The sequence below is a fragment of the Burkholderia sp. E168m15 genome, from assembly GCF_016586105.1.
GTDB lineage: Bacteria > Pseudomonadota > Gammaproteobacteria > Burkholderiales > Burkholderiaceae > Burkholderia > Burkholderia orbicola.
In genome coordinates this window covers 58,813-75,136 of the sequence record NZ_BCPO01000083.1, presented here as the reverse complement: position 1 = coordinate 75,136, position 16,324 = coordinate 58,813, and the positions used below count along the sequence as shown (strand labels likewise).

Annotated in this window: 16 protein-coding genes and 1 pseudogene; 14 read left to right on the top strand and 3 right to left on the bottom strand. The window is 68.4% G+C overall.

The annotated features are described in order from the left end of the window. A pseudogene (locus JMF86_RS14465) lies at positions 1-120 on the bottom strand (sel1 repeat family protein); the annotation flags it as partial. A gap of 8 nt (positions 121-128) precedes the next feature. Continuing rightward, positions 129-2,198 (bottom strand): bifunctional 2',3'-cyclic-nucleotide 2'-phosphodiesterase/3'-nucleotidase, encoded by a 2,070-nt coding sequence (locus JMF86_RS14460; RefSeq protein ID WP_201317025.1) that lies wholly within the window; start codon positions 2,196-2,198, stop codon positions 129-131. Positions 2,199-2,565: 367 nt separating this feature from the next. On the opposite strand from JMF86_RS14460, the gene JMF86_RS14455 reads away from it, so the two are divergent. The 10 genes from JMF86_RS14455 (at position 2,566) to JMF86_RS14410 (ending at position 11,768) form a co-directional block, all read left to right on the top strand. Then, complete coding sequence (locus tag JMF86_RS14455; RefSeq protein WP_012329299.1) at positions 2,566-3,690, top strand: ABC transporter permease; 1,125 nt, start codon at positions 2,566-2,568, stop codon at positions 3,688-3,690. Continuing rightward, complete coding sequence (locus tag JMF86_RS14450; protein WP_201317024.1) at positions 3,687-4,601, top strand: ABC transporter ATP-binding protein; 915 nt, start codon at positions 3,687-3,689, stop codon at positions 4,599-4,601. Before JMF86_RS14455 ends, JMF86_RS14450 begins: the two co-directional genes overlap by 4 nt. A gap of 17 nt (positions 4,602-4,618) precedes the next feature. Then, a complete protein-coding gene (locus JMF86_RS14445; RefSeq protein ID WP_012329298.1) occupies positions 4,619-5,548 on the top strand; it encodes an MlaD family protein in 930 nt (309 codons plus the stop codon). Positions 5,549-5,677: 129 nt separating this feature from the next. Continuing rightward, positions 5,678-6,301 carry an ABC-type transport auxiliary lipoprotein family protein gene (locus JMF86_RS14440; RefSeq protein WP_201317023.1) on the top strand — a complete coding sequence of 208 codons (624 nt, stop codon included), beginning with the start codon at positions 5,678-5,680 and terminating at the stop codon, positions 6,299-6,301. A 43-nt stretch (positions 6,302-6,344) separates the two neighbouring features. Further along, positions 6,345-7,496, top strand: coding sequence for a VanZ family protein (locus tag JMF86_RS14435; RefSeq protein ID WP_201317022.1), 1,152 nt, complete (start codon positions 6,345-6,347; stop codon positions 7,494-7,496). A gap of 154 nt (positions 7,497-7,650) precedes the next feature. Next, complete coding sequence (locus JMF86_RS14430; protein WP_077180384.1) at positions 7,651-7,968, top strand: ferredoxin; 318 nt, start codon at positions 7,651-7,653, stop codon at positions 7,966-7,968. A 13-nt stretch (positions 7,969-7,981) separates the two neighbouring features. Continuing rightward, a complete protein-coding gene (locus JMF86_RS14425; RefSeq protein ID WP_012329296.1) occupies positions 7,982-8,626 on the top strand; it encodes an alpha/beta hydrolase in 645 nt (214 codons plus the stop codon). Between the two features lie 548 nt (positions 8,627-9,174). Beyond that, entirely contained in the window at positions 9,175-10,485 is a 1,311-nt protein-coding gene (locus tag JMF86_RS14420; protein ID WP_011694421.1) for a D-alanyl-D-alanine carboxypeptidase family protein, read from the top strand. Between the two features lie 48 nt (positions 10,486-10,533). After that, the gene (locus JMF86_RS14415) at positions 10,534-11,460 is read left to right on the top strand and encodes a D-amino acid aminotransferase (RefSeq protein ID WP_012329295.1); all 927 of its coding nucleotides are present in this window, start codon (positions 10,534-10,536) and stop codon (positions 11,458-11,460) included. After that, positions 11,460-11,768 carry a YbeD family protein gene (locus tag JMF86_RS14410; RefSeq protein WP_011546305.1) on the top strand — a complete coding sequence of 103 codons (309 nt, stop codon included), beginning with the start codon at positions 11,460-11,462 and terminating at the stop codon, positions 11,766-11,768. Before JMF86_RS14415 ends, JMF86_RS14410 begins: the two co-directional genes overlap by 1 nt. 22 nt (positions 11,769-11,790) lie before the next feature. On the opposite strand, the gene JMF86_RS14405 is transcribed toward JMF86_RS14410, so the two are convergent. After that, complete coding sequence (locus tag JMF86_RS14405; protein WP_006485238.1) at positions 11,791-12,780, bottom strand: transcriptional regulator GcvA; 990 nt, start codon at positions 12,778-12,780, stop codon at positions 11,791-11,793. 102 nt (positions 12,781-12,882) lie between these two features. Between JMF86_RS14405 and JMF86_RS14400 the strand changes: the two genes are divergently transcribed. The 4 genes from JMF86_RS14400 to tauA all read left to right on the top strand — a co-directional run bounded on the left by JMF86_RS14400 (position 12,883) and on the right by tauA (position 16,320). After that, positions 12,883-13,209, top strand: a complete 327-nt coding sequence (locus JMF86_RS14400; protein WP_077180412.1) for a DUF2917 domain-containing protein — start codon at positions 12,883-12,885, stop codon at positions 13,207-13,209. Positions 13,210-13,293: 84 nt separating this feature from the next. After that, entirely contained in the window at positions 13,294-14,058 is a 765-nt protein-coding gene (gene lipB, locus JMF86_RS14395; RefSeq protein ID WP_006477692.1) for a lipoyl(octanoyl) transferase LipB, read from the top strand. Beyond that, on the top strand, positions 14,051-15,043 hold the full coding sequence (gene lipA / locus JMF86_RS14390; protein ID WP_006477693.1) for a lipoyl synthase: 993 nt from the start codon (positions 14,051-14,053) through the stop codon (positions 15,041-15,043). Before lipB ends, lipA begins: the two co-directional genes overlap by 8 nt. A 260-nt stretch (positions 15,044-15,303) precedes the next feature. Next, positions 15,304-16,320, top strand: a complete 1,017-nt coding sequence (tauA, locus tag JMF86_RS14385) for a taurine ABC transporter substrate-binding protein (protein ID WP_054928076.1) — start codon at positions 15,304-15,306, stop codon at positions 16,318-16,320. The last annotated feature ends 4 nt before the right edge of the window (positions 16,321-16,324 follow it).

The following is a 16,324-nucleotide window of genomic DNA, read 5'->3' as shown; positions in this document are numbered from 1 at the left end:
CGCGACGGTCACGGCCGCCGCCGCGAGCAGCGCGGCCGGCGGGAGTTTCGCGCGCAGCACGCGCCGCGCGGCGGCGGCGAAGCCGGTTTCGGCGGGCCGCATCGTCGGGATCGGTTGCATCGCGTGTCTCATTGCGTGAGGTCGATTTCGTAGGTCGAGAGGTTCTTGCCCGAGCCGTCGTCGGCCGCGACCTGCGTGATGCCGGTCAGGCCGGCCGCCGCCGCGTCGCCGAGGCGGTTCGGCGCGGACGCGAACTGCACGTGTGCGACCGAGCTCGCGAGCTTCGTGAAGCGCCAGCTGCGCTGCGCGCCGTCGGCCGCGCGCGTGATCGCGCCGCGCTTCTTGATGAACGCGATCAGCACGTCGCGGTTCGCATCGGGCGACGCGAAGATCGTCTTGCTGCCGTCGAGGCCCGGGAAGTTGCCGCCGCCGCTCGCACGGTAGTTGTTGGTCGCGACGATGAACTGCGCGTTCGGGTCGATCGCCACGCCCTTGTACGTCAGGTTCCTGATCCGGTTGCCGACCGGCTGCGTGACGTCGATTTCATACGCGAGATCGGCCGACGTGAACATGTCGAAGTTGTAGCCGGGGAAGGTGCTGACGAGCGGCTGCACGGTGGCCTTGGTCGGGTCGATCGTGTTGAAGCGCTTGGCGGCCGTCTCGAGCCAGTTCTTCACGTCGGCGCCGCTCACCTTCACCGCGTACACGGTGTTCGGATACAGGTACAGGTCGGCCGCGTTGTTGATCGCGAGCGCGCCCGGCGCGACGTCGGTGTAGTCGGTGCCGCCGCCGAAGCCGCTCTTGAACGGCGCGCTGACCGACAGCACCGGCAGCGACGCGTACTGCGGCAGGTTCGCCTGCACGTAGGTCTTCACGTAGTCGGCCTGCGCCTCGTTGACGATCTGGATCGCGCCCGGATCGCCGACGTCCGCGAAGTACGAGTTCATCCGGTAGTCGGTGGAGCCGATCGGCGTCTTCACGTAGTCGATCGTCGCTTGGTGCTCGGCCGCGATCGCGGCGGAAACCGACGGGTCGGCCGCGACGTAGCTCTTGTCGGCATTCTGGATCGGCCGCGCCTCGACGGTCGTCTGCGACTTGTCGACGGCCCAGGTCTTGCCGTCGAACTTCAGGCCGAGCTTGATCACGCCGAGATGCTTGCCCCAGTAGTTGGCCATCACGGTCGGCACGCCGTTGACGGTGCCCTTGACCTTGTCGACGCCCGGCAGGTTGAACTGCGCCACGGTGCTGTTCGCGTCCGGGAACACCTGGTGCGAGTGGCCGATCAGCATCGCGTCGATGCCGGACACCTTCGACAGCCACCAGCTGCCGTTTTCCATCGTCGGCGAATACGCGGAATTGTCGAGGCCGCCGTGCGAGATCGCGACGACGAGATCGGCGCCCTTCGCGCGCATCTCCGGAATGTACTTCTCGGCCGCTTCCTTCAGCCCGGTCGTGTAGACCTTGCCGTCGAGCCAGCGCTTGTCCCAGTTCATGATCGCGGGCGGCGTGAAGCCGATGATGCCGATCTTCACGGGCGCGCTGACCGTCTTGCCGTCCGGCGTCGTGGCCGTCACCGTGCGCGTCAGGATCGTGTACGGCGTGAACAGCGGCGCGTTGGTCTTCGCGCTGATCACGTTCGCGAGCACCTGCGGGAAGTTCGGGCCCGCGCACTTCTTCTGCTGGGCCGGCGCCGGCAGGCCGTCGACCTCGAACGTGTTGCCGGTCACCTGCGACAGGTACGGCAGCCCGTAGTTGAATTCATGGTTGCCGATCCCGCCGCCGTCGAACTTCGCGGCGTTCATCACCTTGTAGATCGCGAGCGTCTGGTCGCAGCCGACCGGTTTCACGAGCGCCTGGTAGTCCGACAGCGCGGTGCCCTGGATCGTGTCGCCGTTGTCGAGCAGCAGCGTGTTCGGGTACTGCTTGCGCGCCTGCGCGATCAGCGTCGACACGCGCTCGAAGCCGAGCGAATTGTCGGCGGCGAGCTTGAAATAGTCGTACGACAGCACGTTGGTGTGCAGGTCGGTCGTCTCGAGCAGCGCGAGCGTCGCCGTCGTGCCGACGGGCGCCGGGGCCTCCGGCTGAGCCGGCGGCGTGGCGGTGACGTCGTCGCCGCCGCAGCCGGCGAGGACGAAGGCGAGGCTGGCGAGCGCGGCGGCGGCCGGCACGTGACGGCGGGAAAGCGGGGGGAGACGCATCGGTTGTCCTGTTCGGTGTTCTGTTTTATGAAACGCGAGGTACGCACGAATGGCGGCGCGGCGCGCCGTCGGCCTGAGGTGCGGCGCGTGAGAGTATCGAAAGGAAACGTGACGGAACAATGAAAGGTCGCGACGCGGGCAGCGGGCCGTGGCCCGTCTCGGTTTCGGGCCGGTCGCGGCCGGCACCAGCCCGGCGCCCCGGCTGCGCGCCCGAGCCCGGCGCCTCGATCGGCGCCCCCGGCCCCGCGCCATGGCGGCGCCTCCCGAGTTCGCGCCGCCGGCTGCGCAACCCGCCGAAATCCTCACGTCGCGGCATCGGGCGGTTCGCTACAATGGCCGCTGTCATCCTTTTGCAAACAACCTGCCCTTGGACTTCGAGACTCCTCCCGGCCTGTCGGTCGACGCCGGCGGCCAGGGCCAGACGGTGCGCCTGACCGGCCAGTGGACCGCGCTCTCGCTCGCGCGCAACCGCGGCGCCGTGGCGCGCCGCATCGCGAGCATCGCCGCCGGGCGCGTGAGCGAATGGGATCTGTCCGGCATCGAGCGGCTCGACCACGTCGGCGGCCAGGCGCTGTGGCGCGTATGGGGCCGCAAGCTGCCGGCCGGCGTCGCGCTGAGCGCCACGCAGCGCACGATCTTCGAGCGCATCGAGCGGCTCGACAGCGAACGTGAGGCGCCGGAGCGCATCGTGCGCTTCGATCCCGTCACGCGGCTCGGCCTGGCGATCTTCGCGTTCGGCGAACACCTGCAGGGCGGCATCGCGATGTTCGGCCGCGTGATCCTCGATGCGCTGTCGGTGCTGCGCCGCCCGAAGACGATGCCGTGGAAGGAAACCTCGGCGAACATCTACAGCGCCGGCGCGCAGGCGCTGCCGATCACCGCGCTCGTCGCGTTCCTGATCGGCATCGTGCTCAGCTACCTGTCCGCGCAGCAGCTGCAGATGTTCGGCGCGAACCGCTACATCGTGAACATCCTCGGGCTGTCGGTGATCCGCGAGCTCGGCCCCGTGCTGTCGGCGATCCTCGTCGCGGGCCGCTCCGGCTCGGCGATCACCGCGCAGATCGGCGTGATGCGGGTGACCGAGGAGCTCGACGCGATGCGCGTGATGGGCATTCCGCACGGGCTGCGGCTGATCCTGCCGCGCGTGCTCGCGCTCGGCGTCGCGATGCCGCTGCTCGTGATGTGGACCAACATCATCGCGCTCACGGGGGGCGCGCTCGCCGCGAAGCTGGTGCTCGGCATCGACATCAACTATTTCGTGCGCTCGCTGCCGGGCGTCGTGCCGATCGCGAACCTGTACATCGGCGTCGGCAAGGGCGTCGTGTTCGGCATGCTGATCGCGCTGGTCGCGTGCCATTTCGGCTTCCGGATCAAGGCGAACTCGCAGAGCCTCGGCGAAGGCACGACCACGTCGGTGGTGTCGTCGATCACGGTCGTGATCCTCGCCGATGCGGTGTTCGCGATCCTGTTCCAGAACGTGGGGCTCGGATGAACGCATCGAACGAAACGACCGCGCATGCCGCGGCCATCGGCGCCGGGGCGGTCGGCGCCCGGCCGGACGCGGCCGCCGACGCTGGCGATCTCGTGATCGAGGTGCGCAACCTGACCAAGCGCTACGGGCGCAACATCGTTCACCAGAAGCTCGACTTCGATGTGCGGCGCGGCGAGATCGTGTCGATCGTCGGCGGGTCGGGCTCCGGCAAGACCACGCTCGTGCGGCAGATCCTGGGCCTCGAACGGCCGACGTCGGGCACGATCAAGGTGTTCGGCGAGGATACGTCGACGATCGACGATGCAAGCGCGCGGATGATGCGCACGCGCTCAGGAATGTTGTTCCAGCAGGGTGCGCTGTTCTCGTCGATGACGGTGTTCGACAACGTCGCGCAGCCGCTGCGCGAGCTCGGCCGCGTGCCGCCGGACCTGCTGCACGACATCGTGATGCTGAAGCTCGAGATGGTCGGGCTGCCGTGCAAGCACGCGTCGAAGATGCCGGCCGCGCTGTCGGGCGGGATGGTGAAACGGGTGGGCATCGCGCGCGCGATCGCGCTGGAGCCCGAACTGCTGTTCCTCGACGAGCCGACGGCCGGCCTCGATCCGCAGGCGTCCGACGAATTCGTCGAGCTGATCGCGACGCTGCATCGCACGCTCGGGCTGACCGTCGTGATGGTGACGCACGACCTCGACACGATGGTCGCGCTGTCGACGCGCGTCGCGGTGCTGGCCGACCGCAAGGTGCTGGTCGCCGCGCCCGTCGAGGAGGCCGCGAACGTCGACCATCCGTTCATCCACGAATATTTCCTGGGGCTGCGCGGGCGCCGCGCATTGCAGGCGCTGCCGCCCGAGCGGCGCGCGAAGCTGCCGAAGGCGGCCCTCGAACCGGCGCTCTCGAGCGTCGAGCTGTAGAAGCAAGGAACCCGCGAATGGAAAACAAATCACATGCGTTCTGGGCCGGCCTGTTCACGATCGCGCTGACGCTCGCGATCGCGGGCACCGTGTTCTGGTTCAACGTCGACCGTACCGTGCGCGTGCCGTACGACCTGCTCGCGCGCACCAACGTGACCGGGCTGTTCCCGGACGCGGCGGTGCGCTTTCGCGGCCTCGACGTCGGCAAGGTGCAGTCGATCGGCTTCGATCGCACGCATCCGGGCCAGATCCGCATCCGTATCCTCGTCGATCACGATGCGCCGATCACGCAGTCGACCTACGGCAGCCTCGGCTTCCAGGGCGTGACGGGCATCGCGTTCGTGCAACTGGAGGATACGGGGCGCGATCTGGCGCCGCTGCCGTCGTCGCCGAAGGCGATCGCGCAGATCCCGATGCGGCCGAGCCTGTTCGACCAGATCCAGGAGCGCGGCGACGTGCTGCTGCGGCAGCTCGAGCTCGCTGCGAAGAGCGCGAACGCGCTGATGTCGCCCGAGATGCGCGAGCAGTTGCGCGCGACCGCCGAAAGCCTGCAGCACGCGGCCGACGGCGCCGCGACGCTGACGAAGCAGCTCGGCCCGGCAGTCACCGCGCTGCCGGAAACGATGCACGAGGTGAACCGCGCGATGGCGTCGGCGAACACGCTGCTGCAGCCGAATGGGCCGCTCGTGTCGAACCTGAACAAGGCCGGCACGGCCGCCGAGCAGGTCGGCGTCGCGCTGAACGGCCTCAACGCGCGCGTGCAGTACGACACGCTGCCGCGCTTCAATGCGCTGGCCGACAGCGTCGGCGACGCGTCGCGGCAATTGAAGGACGTCGCCGGTGAACTCGGCCGCAACCCGCGCAGTCTGTTGTTCGGTTCGCCCGGCGCGGCGCCGGGGCCCGGCGAGGCGGGCTTCGTCTGGCCGGGTGCGACGGCCGGGAAGTGACAGACGGGACGTACGGAACATACGGGACACACCGATACGGGACACCCCGCAGCAGTTGATCGATCGTCCGGCCGGGAGCGGCCGGACAGGACGCCCATCGAAACCGGACACATCATGCAGGAATACGCCATGCCACGAATCCTTGACCGCGCGCTGCGCCCGGCCGCGGCCACGCTTGCCGTGCTGACGCTCGCGCTGGCGGCCGGTTGCGCCGGCAACGACGCGGTACTGTCGAACATCCGCTACGACCTCGGGCCTGCCTCGTCGGTGACGACCACCGGTTCGGGCCCCGCGCTGAAGGTGCTCGACGTCGCCGCGCCCGACGCGCTCGATTCGGACAAGTTCGCGTACCGCCTCGCGTACGCGGATGCGCAGCACGTGGCCGTTTATCGCGACAGCCGCTGGACCGCGCCGCCCGCGCAACTGCTCACGCAGCGGCTGCGCGGCGCGCTGTCGTCGCGCGGCACGGTGCTCGAAGGCGCCGACGGCGTGCGTGCGCCGACCCTCAAGGTCGACCTCAGCGAATTCGAACAGGTCTTCGACGGGCAGTCGCAAAGCCACGGCGCGGTCACCGCGCGCGCGACGCTGATGCTCGACGGCAAGGTGCTCGGCCAGCGCACGTTCGTCGCGCGTGCGCCGTCGAGCACGCCCGACGCCGCCGGCGGCGCGCGTGCGCTCGCGGCGGCCAGCGACGAACTCGTGTCGCAGATCGCCGCGTGGGTCGGCGTGCAGGCGTACGCGGGCACGCCGTGACGCCCGACGTGCCGCCGCGATTGCATCCGCGATTGCATCCGCGATGAACGTGCCCGGCACGCATCGCGCGTCGCCGCTCGCACGGCAGGCGTTTGCCGCCTATGCGGCGCTGATCGTCTATGCGTCGCTGTATCCGTTCGAAGGCTGGGTGTCGCTCGGCATCGGCCCGTTCGATTACCTGTTCGCGCCGATGCAGCGCTACGTGACCGCATTCGACGTGGTCACGAACGTGCTCGGCTATCTGCCGTTCGGCGCGCTCGGCGTGCTCGCGCTGCATCCGCGCTGGCGCGGCGTGGCCGCGACGCTGATCGCGGGTGCGCTCGGCGTGCTGCTGTCGGGGACGATGGAAGCGCTGCAGACCTACCTGCCGACGCGCGTCGCGTCGAATCTCGATCTCGGCGCCAACGCGCTCGGCGCGCTGCTGGGCGCGGCGCTCGCGGCGCCGGCCACCGGCGCGCTGCTCGACCGCGGCGCGCTGCGCCGGCTGCGCTTCGCGTGGCTGGAGCCCGACGGCGCGACGCCGCTGCTGCTCGCTGCACTGTGGCCGTTTGCGATCGTGTTTCCGTCGCCGTTCCTGTTCGGCATCGGCGACTGGCCGGCCGCGCTGTGGGAGCGCGCCGACGCGTCGATGCAGGACGCGCTGCTCGCGTGGCTGCCGGCCGCATGGCGCGTCAGCGAATGGCCCGAGCGGGTCGACGGCTGGCTGTCCGATTCCGCGTGGGAAGCCGTGCTCGGCGGGCTGATGCTGTTCGCCGCGCTGGCGATCGCGTCGCTCGCGATGCGCGCGCGCGCGCCGCGCATCCGGCTGCTGATCGCGCTGGTGGTTGCCACGCTCGTGCTGAAGGCGGCCGCGACGTTCATGCAGTCGGCCACCGGCCTCGTCGTCGTGTGGGCGACGCCCGGCGCGCGGCTCGGCATCGAGCTTGGTTTCGCGGCGGCGCTCGTCGCGTTGCGCGTGCCGGCGACGTGGCGCGCGCTGCTCGCGGCGCTCGCGCTGCTGGCCGGCGTTGCGCTCGTGAACCTGCTGCCGGTCAACCCGTTCTTCGACTTCACACTGTCGGGGTGGCGACAGGGCCGCTACGTGCACTTCAACAGCATCGCGCGCTGGCTCGCATGGATCTGGCCCTACGCGGCGCTGATCTGGCTCGGCCAGCGCGTCGAACACGCGTGGCTGCCGGCCGCGCTGCGCCGCTGACGCGACGGCCGGGGCCGTGCGGCGGCGGCCGTGCCGCGGGCAGCCGCGTGCGCCGGTCGCTATAATCGTCCGCATCCTCCGTTGCCGCCTCGCGCAACGGCAATCCATCGCCCCTCTTTCCGCACGGCTTCGTGCCGGGCCGCTCGTCACCATCATGGATTCCTACTACCAGCACCACGTCTTCTTCTGCCTGAATCAACGCGAACCGGGCGCCGAACGCCCGAGCTGCGCGCAATGCGATGCACAGACCATGCAGGAATACGCGAAAAAGCGTGTGAAGGAACTCGGTCTCGCGGGGCCCGGCAAGGTCCGCATCAACAAGGCCGGCTGCCTCGACCGCTGCGAGGAAGGGCCGGTGATGGTCGTGTATCCGGAAGGCACGTGGTACACGTACGTCGATCAAGCCGACATCGACGAGATCGTCGAGTCGCACCTGCGCGACGGCAACGTCGTCGAGCGCCTGAAGATCTGAGCGGGCCGGCCGAATGAACGTTCATACGCAGAAATCGCTGATCGCGGGCCCGGTCGGCCAGATCGAAATCGCGGTCGACCTGCCCGACGCCGTGCGCGAAGGCGGCGCCGCGCCGCGCGGCATCGCACTCGTCGCGCATCCGCATCCGCTGTTCGGTGGCACGATGGACAACAAGGTCGCGCAGACGCTCGCGCGCACGCTCGTGCAGTTGAACTACGTCGTCTACCGGTCGAATTTCCGTGGCGTCGGCGCGACCGAAGGCGTGCACGACAACGGCACGGGCGAGGCCGACGACCTGCTCGCGGTGCTCGCGCACATGCGCGCGCAGCCCGCGTATGCGGACCTGCCGCTCGTGCTCGCGGGCTTCTCGTTCGGCACCTTCGTGCTGTCGCACGTCGCGAAGCGGCTGCGCGACGCGGGCGAGACGATCGAGCGGATGGTGTTCGTCGGCACGGCCGCGAGCCGCTGGCAAGTGGCCGACGTGCCCGAGAACACGCTCGTGATCCACGGCGAAACCGACGACACGGTGCCGATCGCGTCGGTGTACGACTGGGCGCGGCCGCAGGAGCTGCCGGTCGTCGTGATCCCCGGCGCCGAGCATTTTCTCCATCGCAAGCTGCACGTGCTGAAGCGCATCATCGTCGACGCGTGGCGCTAGGGCTGGCGCAAGCCCGTCACCAGTGTGAACAGGCCCCTGGCCCGCATGCGATGGCCGGCGTGAGCGCCGGCGACCGCGCCGCGCACCGGCGCCCGGGCGGCTGAGGCGCGCCCCTTCCCGAAACTTCATGCGACATCGCGCCGCCCCGCACGGCGCGCCGCGTGCCGCATGGCGGCGCAACCCGACTTGCACGCCGCCTGCGCACGCCTTTCGCGCGGCTTCGAGTGCCCGTGCCCGCTGCATGCCCGTGCGATGCTCTCGCAACCGGTATGCGGGTGTCCGCTGCCAGGTTCGCGAAAACGCCGTTCGCGGCCACGTATAATGGCCGCATTTCGCGTTGCCCGCGGCCCGGCTGGGCCCATGCGGCGCTCGTTTTGCCGCCTGTCCGCCCGCTCGCGACGGCCGCGAACCGAACGCGCCCGCACGAGTCCAACCGGCGCGTTTCGCGTCGCCCGACGGTGTCGGGCGAGTGCCCGAGACGCCCGCCGCCTTGCCGTTCAACCCTGCGCGTCTCGCACCGCACTTTCTGCCATCAGCCTGAATCGATCATGCGTCTGTCTTCCCAAGGCCTCAAGTCCCTCGCTTCCTCCATCGCCTTCGGCACCGCCGCGCGCAACGTCGCGCTCGGCGTGATGCTGCCCGTCGCGCTCGCCTCGACGATCGTCGTCGCCGAGGCGAAGCCGGCCGCCAAGGCCAAGGCCGCGCATGCGGCGCCGGCCGCCGAGCAGTTCACCGGCGCGCCCGCGACCTACATGCCGGGCGCGGTGCCGCCGCCGGGCGTGAACGCGCGCTCGTGGGTGCTCGTCGACGCGACGAGCAACACGGTGCTCGCATCGGGCAATGCGGACGAGCGCGTCGAGCCGGCGTCGCTGACGAAGCTGATGACGGCCTACCTCGTGTTCGAGGCGCTCGACAAGAAGAAGATCTCGATGGAGCAGATCGTCACGCCGAGCGACGCGGTGCGCCGCGTCGGCCGCGACGAGTCGCGCATGTTCATCGAGGCGAACAAGCCGGTGTCCGTGCACGACCTCGTGTACGGGATGATCATCCAGTCGGGCAACGATGCCGCGATCGCGCTGGCCGAGCTCGTCGGCGGCAGCGAAGGGCAGTTCGTCACGATGATGAACGACGAGGCAGGGCGCCTCGGCATGAAGGGCACGCACTTCGCCGACGTGAACGGCATGCCCGACCCGAACCACTACACGACGGCCGGCGACCTCGCGAAGCTGTCGGCCCACCTGATCCGCGATTTTCCGCAGTACTACAGCATCTTCTCGGAGAAGGAATTCAAGTACAACAACATCCGCCAGGGCAACCGTAACCGGCTGCTGTGGCTCGACCCGACTGTCGACGGCCTGAAGACCGGCCATACGCAGGCGGCCGGTTACTGCCTGATCGCGTCGGCCAAGCGCGCGATCCCGGGCGTCGACGGCCAGCGCCGCCTGGTGTCGGTGATGATGGGCGAGCAGAAGGAAAGCGAGCGTACGCAGGACAGCATGAAAATGCTGAACTACGGCTACAGCGCGTTCGATTCGGTGCGCCTGTTCAAGGGCGGCCAGGCGATCTCGACGCCGCGCATCTACAAGGGCAAGGACAACACCGTGCAGGTCGGCGTGAAGGGCGACCAGTGGGCGACCGTGCCGCGCGGCCTCGGCGACAAGGTCAAGACCGAAGTCGACGTCAACGCGCCGCTGATCGCGCCGCTCGCCGAAGGCCAGCAGGTCGGCACCGTGAAGATCGTCGCCGACGGCAAGACGCTGTCCGAATTCCCGGTCGTCGCGCTGCAAGCCGTGCCGGAAGCGGGTATCTTCGGACGTATCTGGGACTCGATCCTGCTGATGTTCAGCAAGAAGAAGTAAGCACGACGGGCCTTTGTTTTCACGACTTCATCCCCATCTGTCATAGCTATGAGCCAAGCCGAATTCGAACCGATCGTCTACCTCAGCGTCTCGGCGCAGGAGGAACTGGTGCCGCTGTCCGAAGCCCGTGTCCCGGTGCTCGACCGCGGGTTCATCTTCGGCGACGGCGTGTATGAAGTCGTGCCCGTCTATGCGCACGACGGCGCGCACGTGCCGTTCCGGATCGAACAGCATCTGGACCGGCTCGCGCGCAGCCTGAAGAAGATCGGCATCGACGACCCGCACGATGCGGCGGGCTGGCGCGCGCTGATCGAGCGGGTGGTCGCGGCGAATGCCGAAGGCCTCGGCGACGGCAATGCGCTCGTCTACCTGCAGGTGACGCGCGGCGTCGCGAAGCGCGGCCACGCGTTCCCGGCGAACGCGGTGCCGACCGTGTTCGCGATGACGAGCCCGCTGCGCCTGCCGTCGGAAGCGGAGCGCGCGAAGGGCGTGCGCTGCGTGACGGCCGAGGATCGCCGCTGGCTGCATTGCGACATCAAGTCGATCTCGCTGCTCGGCAACGTGTTGATGGCGCAGCATGCGGCCGAACGCGACGCGTTCGAGACGATCCAGCTGCGCGATGACAACGTGACCGAAGGCTCGTCGTCGAACGTGTGGATCGTGAAGAACGGCGAACTGTTCGCGCCGCCGCGCAGCAACAAGATCCTCGAAGGGATCCGCTACGCGTTGGTCGAGCAGTTGGCCGAAGAGTGCGGGATCCGGTTCGTCGCGCGCGAGATCAGCGAGGTCGAGCTGCGCTCGGCCGACGAGATCATGCTGACGTCGGCCACCAAGGAAATCCTGCCTGTGACGTCGCTCGACGATCTGCCCGTGCAGGGCGGCAAGCCGGGCCCCGTGTTCGCGGCGCTGTATGACGCGTACCAGCGTGCGAAGGCACGCGAATTTGAACAGTTTGACCTGACCCGGAGAAAATGATGAGCGAACCGACCAAAACCGTCGAGGTGACCGGCGCGATCGAGACCCGGAAGGAGTCGCTGCTGGAGTTTCCGTGCGATTTCCCGATCAAGATCATGGGCAAGGCGCACCCCGAATTCAAGGACACGATCTTCAAGGTCGTGGCCGTTCACGACAACGAGATCGACGTCGAGAAGATCGAGGAGCGTGCGTCGAGCGGCGGCAATTACACGGGCCTCACGATCACCGTGCGCGCGACGAGCCAGGAACAGCTCGACAACATCTACCGTGCGCTGACCGGCCATCCGATGGTCAAGGTCGTCCTTTAAGCGCTCGTTCCGGCGTCCGGGATCAGCGCAAACGGCCGCTGATCCCTTTCCATCCTCCCTCCAGCGCGCACTCGGCGGGGCATTTCCCCGCCGCGCGCCGCGCGTCCAGCTCGTCGCACAGCCGCTTGTATTCGGCCACTTCCTCGAACAGCCAGGTCCGGAACGCCTGCACGCGCGGCGTGTTCAGCAGCGGCGGCGGGCACACGAAAAAATAGTGCCACGGGCTCGGCCCGTCGATGTCGAACAGGCGCACGATGCGCCCGTCGAGCAGGTCGTGCACCGCGAGCGAGCGGCGCACCAGCGCGATGCCCTGGCCCTCGATCGCGGCCAGCAGCAGGTTCGACGAATCCTGGTACAGAATCCCCCGTTTCGGCTCGGTCAGCGTATCGAGCCCGGCCGCGTCGAACCACGGCCGCCACAGCTCGTCGTCCGAGCGCAGCAGCGGGTAGTGCACGAGATCGGCGGGCGTCTGCGGCAGCTTGCCGCCGTTCAGCGTCGGCGCGCACGCCGGAAAGAACACCTCCTCGAACAGCGGCTCCACGTGGAGCCCCGGATAGCTGCCGAAGCCGAAGCGGATCGCGAGATCGACGTCGTCGCGCGCGAAATCGGTCAGCGAATTGGTCGACTGCAGCTCGACGTCGATTTCCGGATGCCGCTCGATGAACGTGCCGATGCGCGGCGTGATGAAGCGCGCGGCGAACGACGACAGCATCGACACCACCAGCCGCCGGTCGCGGTCGCTCGCGCGCACGTCGCGCGTCGCGTCGGCGATCACCATCAGCGCGGTGCGGATCTGCTGCGCGTAGCGCATGCCGGCGTCGGTCAGGCACAGCCGCTTGCCGTTGCGCGTGAACAGCTGCACGCCGAGCTCTTCCTCGAGCGCGCGCACCTGGTGGCTGACCGCGCCGTGCGTGACGAACAGCTCGTCGGCGGCGCGCGAGAAGTTCTCGTGGCGGGCGGCGGCTTCGAACGCGCGAATCGCGTTCAGCGCCGGCAGCTGGCGGAGGTCCATTTGCTAATTTTCCTCACATCGACGTGAAAATTGGTCGTTTGGTCGGACACCTTCAAGTGACTAGGATTGTAGTCATCGAAGCACTTATTGGCGGAGTCGATCATGCAAGAAATCTCTTCAAGCATCACCTTCGAAATTCCCCCCGGCGAGACCGTGCCGATGAAGGTGCAACGCAGCACGCGGCTGATCGTCCAGTGCGGGCCGGTCTGGGCGACGCGCAGCAACGACGTCGACGACTACTTCCTCGCCGACGGCGAGACGCTGAAGCTGCGCCGCGGCGAGCGGCTGTGGCTCAGCGCGGAAGGGCGCGAGGGCGCACGCGTCGCGTTCTCGGTGTCGCGGCCGCCGCGGGAAGTCGCGCTCGGCGGGCTGTCCCGGCTGCGCGAACGCGTCAACGCGCTGCTGCACGACGGCTGGCGCACCGTCTGACCATCGTTTCATCCGACGGATACCGGCGATCCGTCCCCGTCCCAAGGCCGGCGAGACCCACGGGTTTTCGGTAAACTACCGCCCATGTCCGTTTCGCCGGTTTCCATCGTGTCCACGCCTGTCGCCGTTTCCGCATCGCCCGCCGGCGCCCCGGCCCAGCCGGATCAGCCGGCCCAGCCGGTCACCGTGAGGTGGCGAGGCCGCGAGGCGTACGACGCGAGCTTCGACGCGATGCGCGCGTTCACCGACACGCGCACGGCCGACACCGGCGACGAGATCTGGGTGGTCGAGCATCCGCCCGTCTACACGCTCGGCCAGGCCGGCGACCCGGCGCACCTGCTGGTGGCCGACAGCGGCGTGCCGCTCGTCAAGGTCGACCGCGGCGGACAAATCACCTACCACGGCCCCGGCCAGATCGTCGTCTATCTGCTGCTGGACCTGCGCCGGCGCAAGCTGATGGTGCGCACGCTCGTGACGAAGATCGAGGAGGCCGTGATCGAAACCCTCGCGGCGTATAATCTCGCTTCGGTCCGCAAGGCGGGCGCGCCCGGGATCTACGTGGCATCCGGCGTGCACGAGGGCGCGAAAATCGCGGCCCTCGGCCTGAAGATCCGCAACGGCTGCAGCTATCACGGGCTGAGCCTGAACGTGAAGATGGATCTGCGCCCGTTTCTCGCGATCAACCCGTGCGGCTATGCCGGACTGGAAACCGTCGACATGGCGAGCCTCGCGGTTGCCGCCGACTGGAACGACGTCGCCCACACGCTGGTGGGCCGTCTGATCGCCAACCTCGACGGCGCATCCGCGGCCGCCGACAAGCCGCACGCACTGGAACAATCGAATGACTGACGTTACCGCTTCTCCCGCACCGGCCGATACGGCCGCGACCCCGGCCTACGATCCGACCGCCAAGCAGAAGGCGCAGGCGAAGACGGCACGCATCCCGATCAAGGTCATTCCGATCGAAAAGCTGAAGAAGCCCGAGTGGATCCGCGTGAAGGCGGCCACCGGCAGCTCGCGTTTCAACGAGATCAAGACGATCCTGCGCGAGCACAACCTGCACACCGTGTGCGAGGAAGCGAGCTGCCCGAACATCGGCGAATGCTTCGGCAAGGGCACCGCGACGTTCATGATCATGGGCGACAAGTGCACGCGCCGCTGCCCGTTCTGCGACGTCGGCCACGGCCGTCCCGATCCGCTCGACGCGGACGAACCGAAGAACCTCGCGCGCACGATCGCGGCGCTCAAGCTCAAGTACGTGGTGATCACGAGCGTCGACCGCGACGATCTGCGCGACGGCGGCGCCGCCCACTTCGTCGAGTGCATTCGCGAAACGCGTGCGCAGTCGCCGGACACGCGCATCGAAATCCTGACGCCGGACTTCCGCGGCCGTCTCGACCGCGCGATCTCGATCCTGAACGCCGCGCCGCCCGACGTGATGAACCACAACCTCGAAACGGTGCCGCGCCTGTACAAGGAAGCGCGCCCGGGTTCGGACTACGCGCACTCGCTGAAGCTCTTGAAGGACTTCAAGGCGCTGCATCCGGACGTCGCGACGAAGTCGGGCCTGATGGTCGGCCTCGGCGAGACGGAAGAGGAAATCCTGCAGGTGATGCGCGACCTGCGCGCGCACGACGTCGACATGCTGACGATCGGCCAGTACCTGCAGCCATCCGAGCACCACCTGCCGGTGCGTGCGTACGTGCATCCGGACACGTTCAAGATGTACGAGGAAGAGGCGTACAAGATGGGCTTCACGCACGCGGCCGTCGGCGCGATGGTGCGCTCGAGCTATCACGCCGATCTGCAGGCGCATGGGGCCGGGGTGGTCTGAGCGTCGCGCCCGCTTCCATCTGCAACAGTCTCGAGCAGTCGAAAAAAGCCCGCAGCGATGCGGGCTTTTTCGTTGGCGCGGCGGTTATCCGCGCATGCGCGCGGCAATCGTCATCCGACCGGATGCGCAATCCGGTCTAGCGTGGAAAGCAAAGCTGAAACGGCATCGATAGCTTCGCAGGATAAGTTCGCTCCCGCCGCGCGCAAAGCCCGTAAAGTCGGCTCTCCCGCAGCAATGCCCGCATTCCGAAGGAGAGCCGCATGTCCCGTTTCAGCTTCATCCGCCGCGCCGTCGTCGCGCTGACCGCCTTTGCCGCGCTCGGCGCGGCGCACGCCGAATCGCGCGAAGTCGTGATCGCGTACCAGGACATGGTCGTGCCATGGCGCTACGCGCAGGCGAGCGGTGAAGTCGAAAAGGCGACCGGCTACAAGGTCACGTTCCGCAAGCTCGACAGCGGCGCCGACGTGATCCGCGCGCTCGCGTCGGGCTCCGTGCAGCTTGGCGAAGCGGGCTCGAGCCCGATCGCGGCCGGCCTGTCGCAGGGGCTCGACATCTCGCTGTTCTGGGTGCTCGACAACATCAACGACGCCGAGGCGCTCGTCGCGCGCAACGGTTCGGGCGTGACCAGCATCGCCGCGCTCAAGGGCAAGAAGATCGGTGTGCCGTTCGTGTCGACGTCGCACTTCCATACGCTCGTCGCGCTGCAGGCCGCGGGCGTCAATCCGAACGACGTGAAGATCGTCAACCTGCGTCCGCCCGAAGTCGCCGCCGCATGGACGCGCGGCGACATCGACGCGACCTATATCTGGGACCCGGTGCTCGCGAAGGTCAAGCAGTCGGGCACCGTGCTGACGACGTCCGGCCAGGTTGCGAAAGAAAGTGGCAAGGCGACCTTCGACGGCTTCGTCGTGAGCCGCAAGTTCGCGCGCGAGAACCCCGAGTTCGTCACGCGCTTCGTGAAGGTGCTCGCGGCGGCGGACGCCGACTACCGCGCGCATGCGGCGGCGTGGAAGGTCGGCTCGCCGCAGGTCGCGGCGGTCGCGAAGGTGTCCGGCGCGAACGCGCAGGACGTGCCGGCCAGCCTCGCGCTCTACGCATTCCCGACGGCGGCCGAACAGGTATCGCCGACGTGGCTCGGCGGCGGCGCGCAATCGGGCGCCGCGAAGTCGCTCGCGGCCACGGCCACGTTCCTCAAATCGCAAGGCACGATCCAGACGGTGCTGTCCGACTATTCGGTCGGCGTCGATCCGCAGTTCGTGCAGAAGGCCGCGCGCTGAGCGC

Coding starts and splice junctions, on each gene's coding strand:
- JMF86_RS14435 (WP_201317022.1), top strand. CDS start 6,345: ATGAACGTGCCCGGCACGCATCGCGCGTCGCCGCTCGCACGGCAGGCG.
- JMF86_RS14415 (WP_012329295.1), top strand. CDS start 10,534: ATGAGCCAAGCCGAATTCGAACCGATCGTCTACCTCAGCGTCTCGGCG.
- JMF86_RS14425 (WP_012329296.1), top strand. CDS start 7,982: ATGAACGTTCATACGCAGAAATCGCTGATCGCGGGCCCGGTCGGCCAG.
- JMF86_RS14445 (WP_012329298.1), top strand. CDS start 4,619: ATGGAAAACAAATCACATGCGTTCTGGGCCGGCCTGTTCACGATCGCG.
- JMF86_RS14410 (WP_011546305.1), top strand. CDS start 11,460: ATGAGCGAACCGACCAAAACCGTCGAGGTGACCGGCGCGATCGAGACC.
- JMF86_RS14460 (WP_201317025.1), bottom strand. CDS start 2,198: ATGCGTCTCCCCCCGCTTTCCCGCCGTCACGTGCCGGCCGCCGCCGCG.
- JMF86_RS14420 (WP_011694421.1), top strand. CDS start 9,175: ATGCGTCTGTCTTCCCAAGGCCTCAAGTCCCTCGCTTCCTCCATCGCC.
- JMF86_RS14450 (WP_201317024.1), top strand. CDS start 3,687: ATGAACGCATCGAACGAAACGACCGCGCATGCCGCGGCCATCGGCGCC.
- JMF86_RS14430 (WP_077180384.1), top strand. CDS start 7,651: ATGGATTCCTACTACCAGCACCACGTCTTCTTCTGCCTGAATCAACGC.
- lipB (WP_006477692.1), top strand. CDS start 13,294: ATGTCCGTTTCGCCGGTTTCCATCGTGTCCACGCCTGTCGCCGTTTCC.
- JMF86_RS14405 (WP_006485238.1), bottom strand. CDS start 12,780: ATGGACCTCCGCCAGCTGCCGGCGCTGAACGCGATTCGCGCGTTCGAA.
- lipA (WP_006477693.1), top strand. CDS start 14,051: ATGACTGACGTTACCGCTTCTCCCGCACCGGCCGATACGGCCGCGACC.
- JMF86_RS14440 (WP_201317023.1), top strand. CDS start 5,678: ATGCCACGAATCCTTGACCGCGCGCTGCGCCCGGCCGCGGCCACGCTT.
- tauA (WP_054928076.1), top strand. CDS start 15,304: ATGTCCCGTTTCAGCTTCATCCGCCGCGCCGTCGTCGCGCTGACCGCC.
- JMF86_RS14400 (WP_077180412.1), top strand. CDS start 12,883: ATGCAAGAAATCTCTTCAAGCATCACCTTCGAAATTCCCCCCGGCGAG.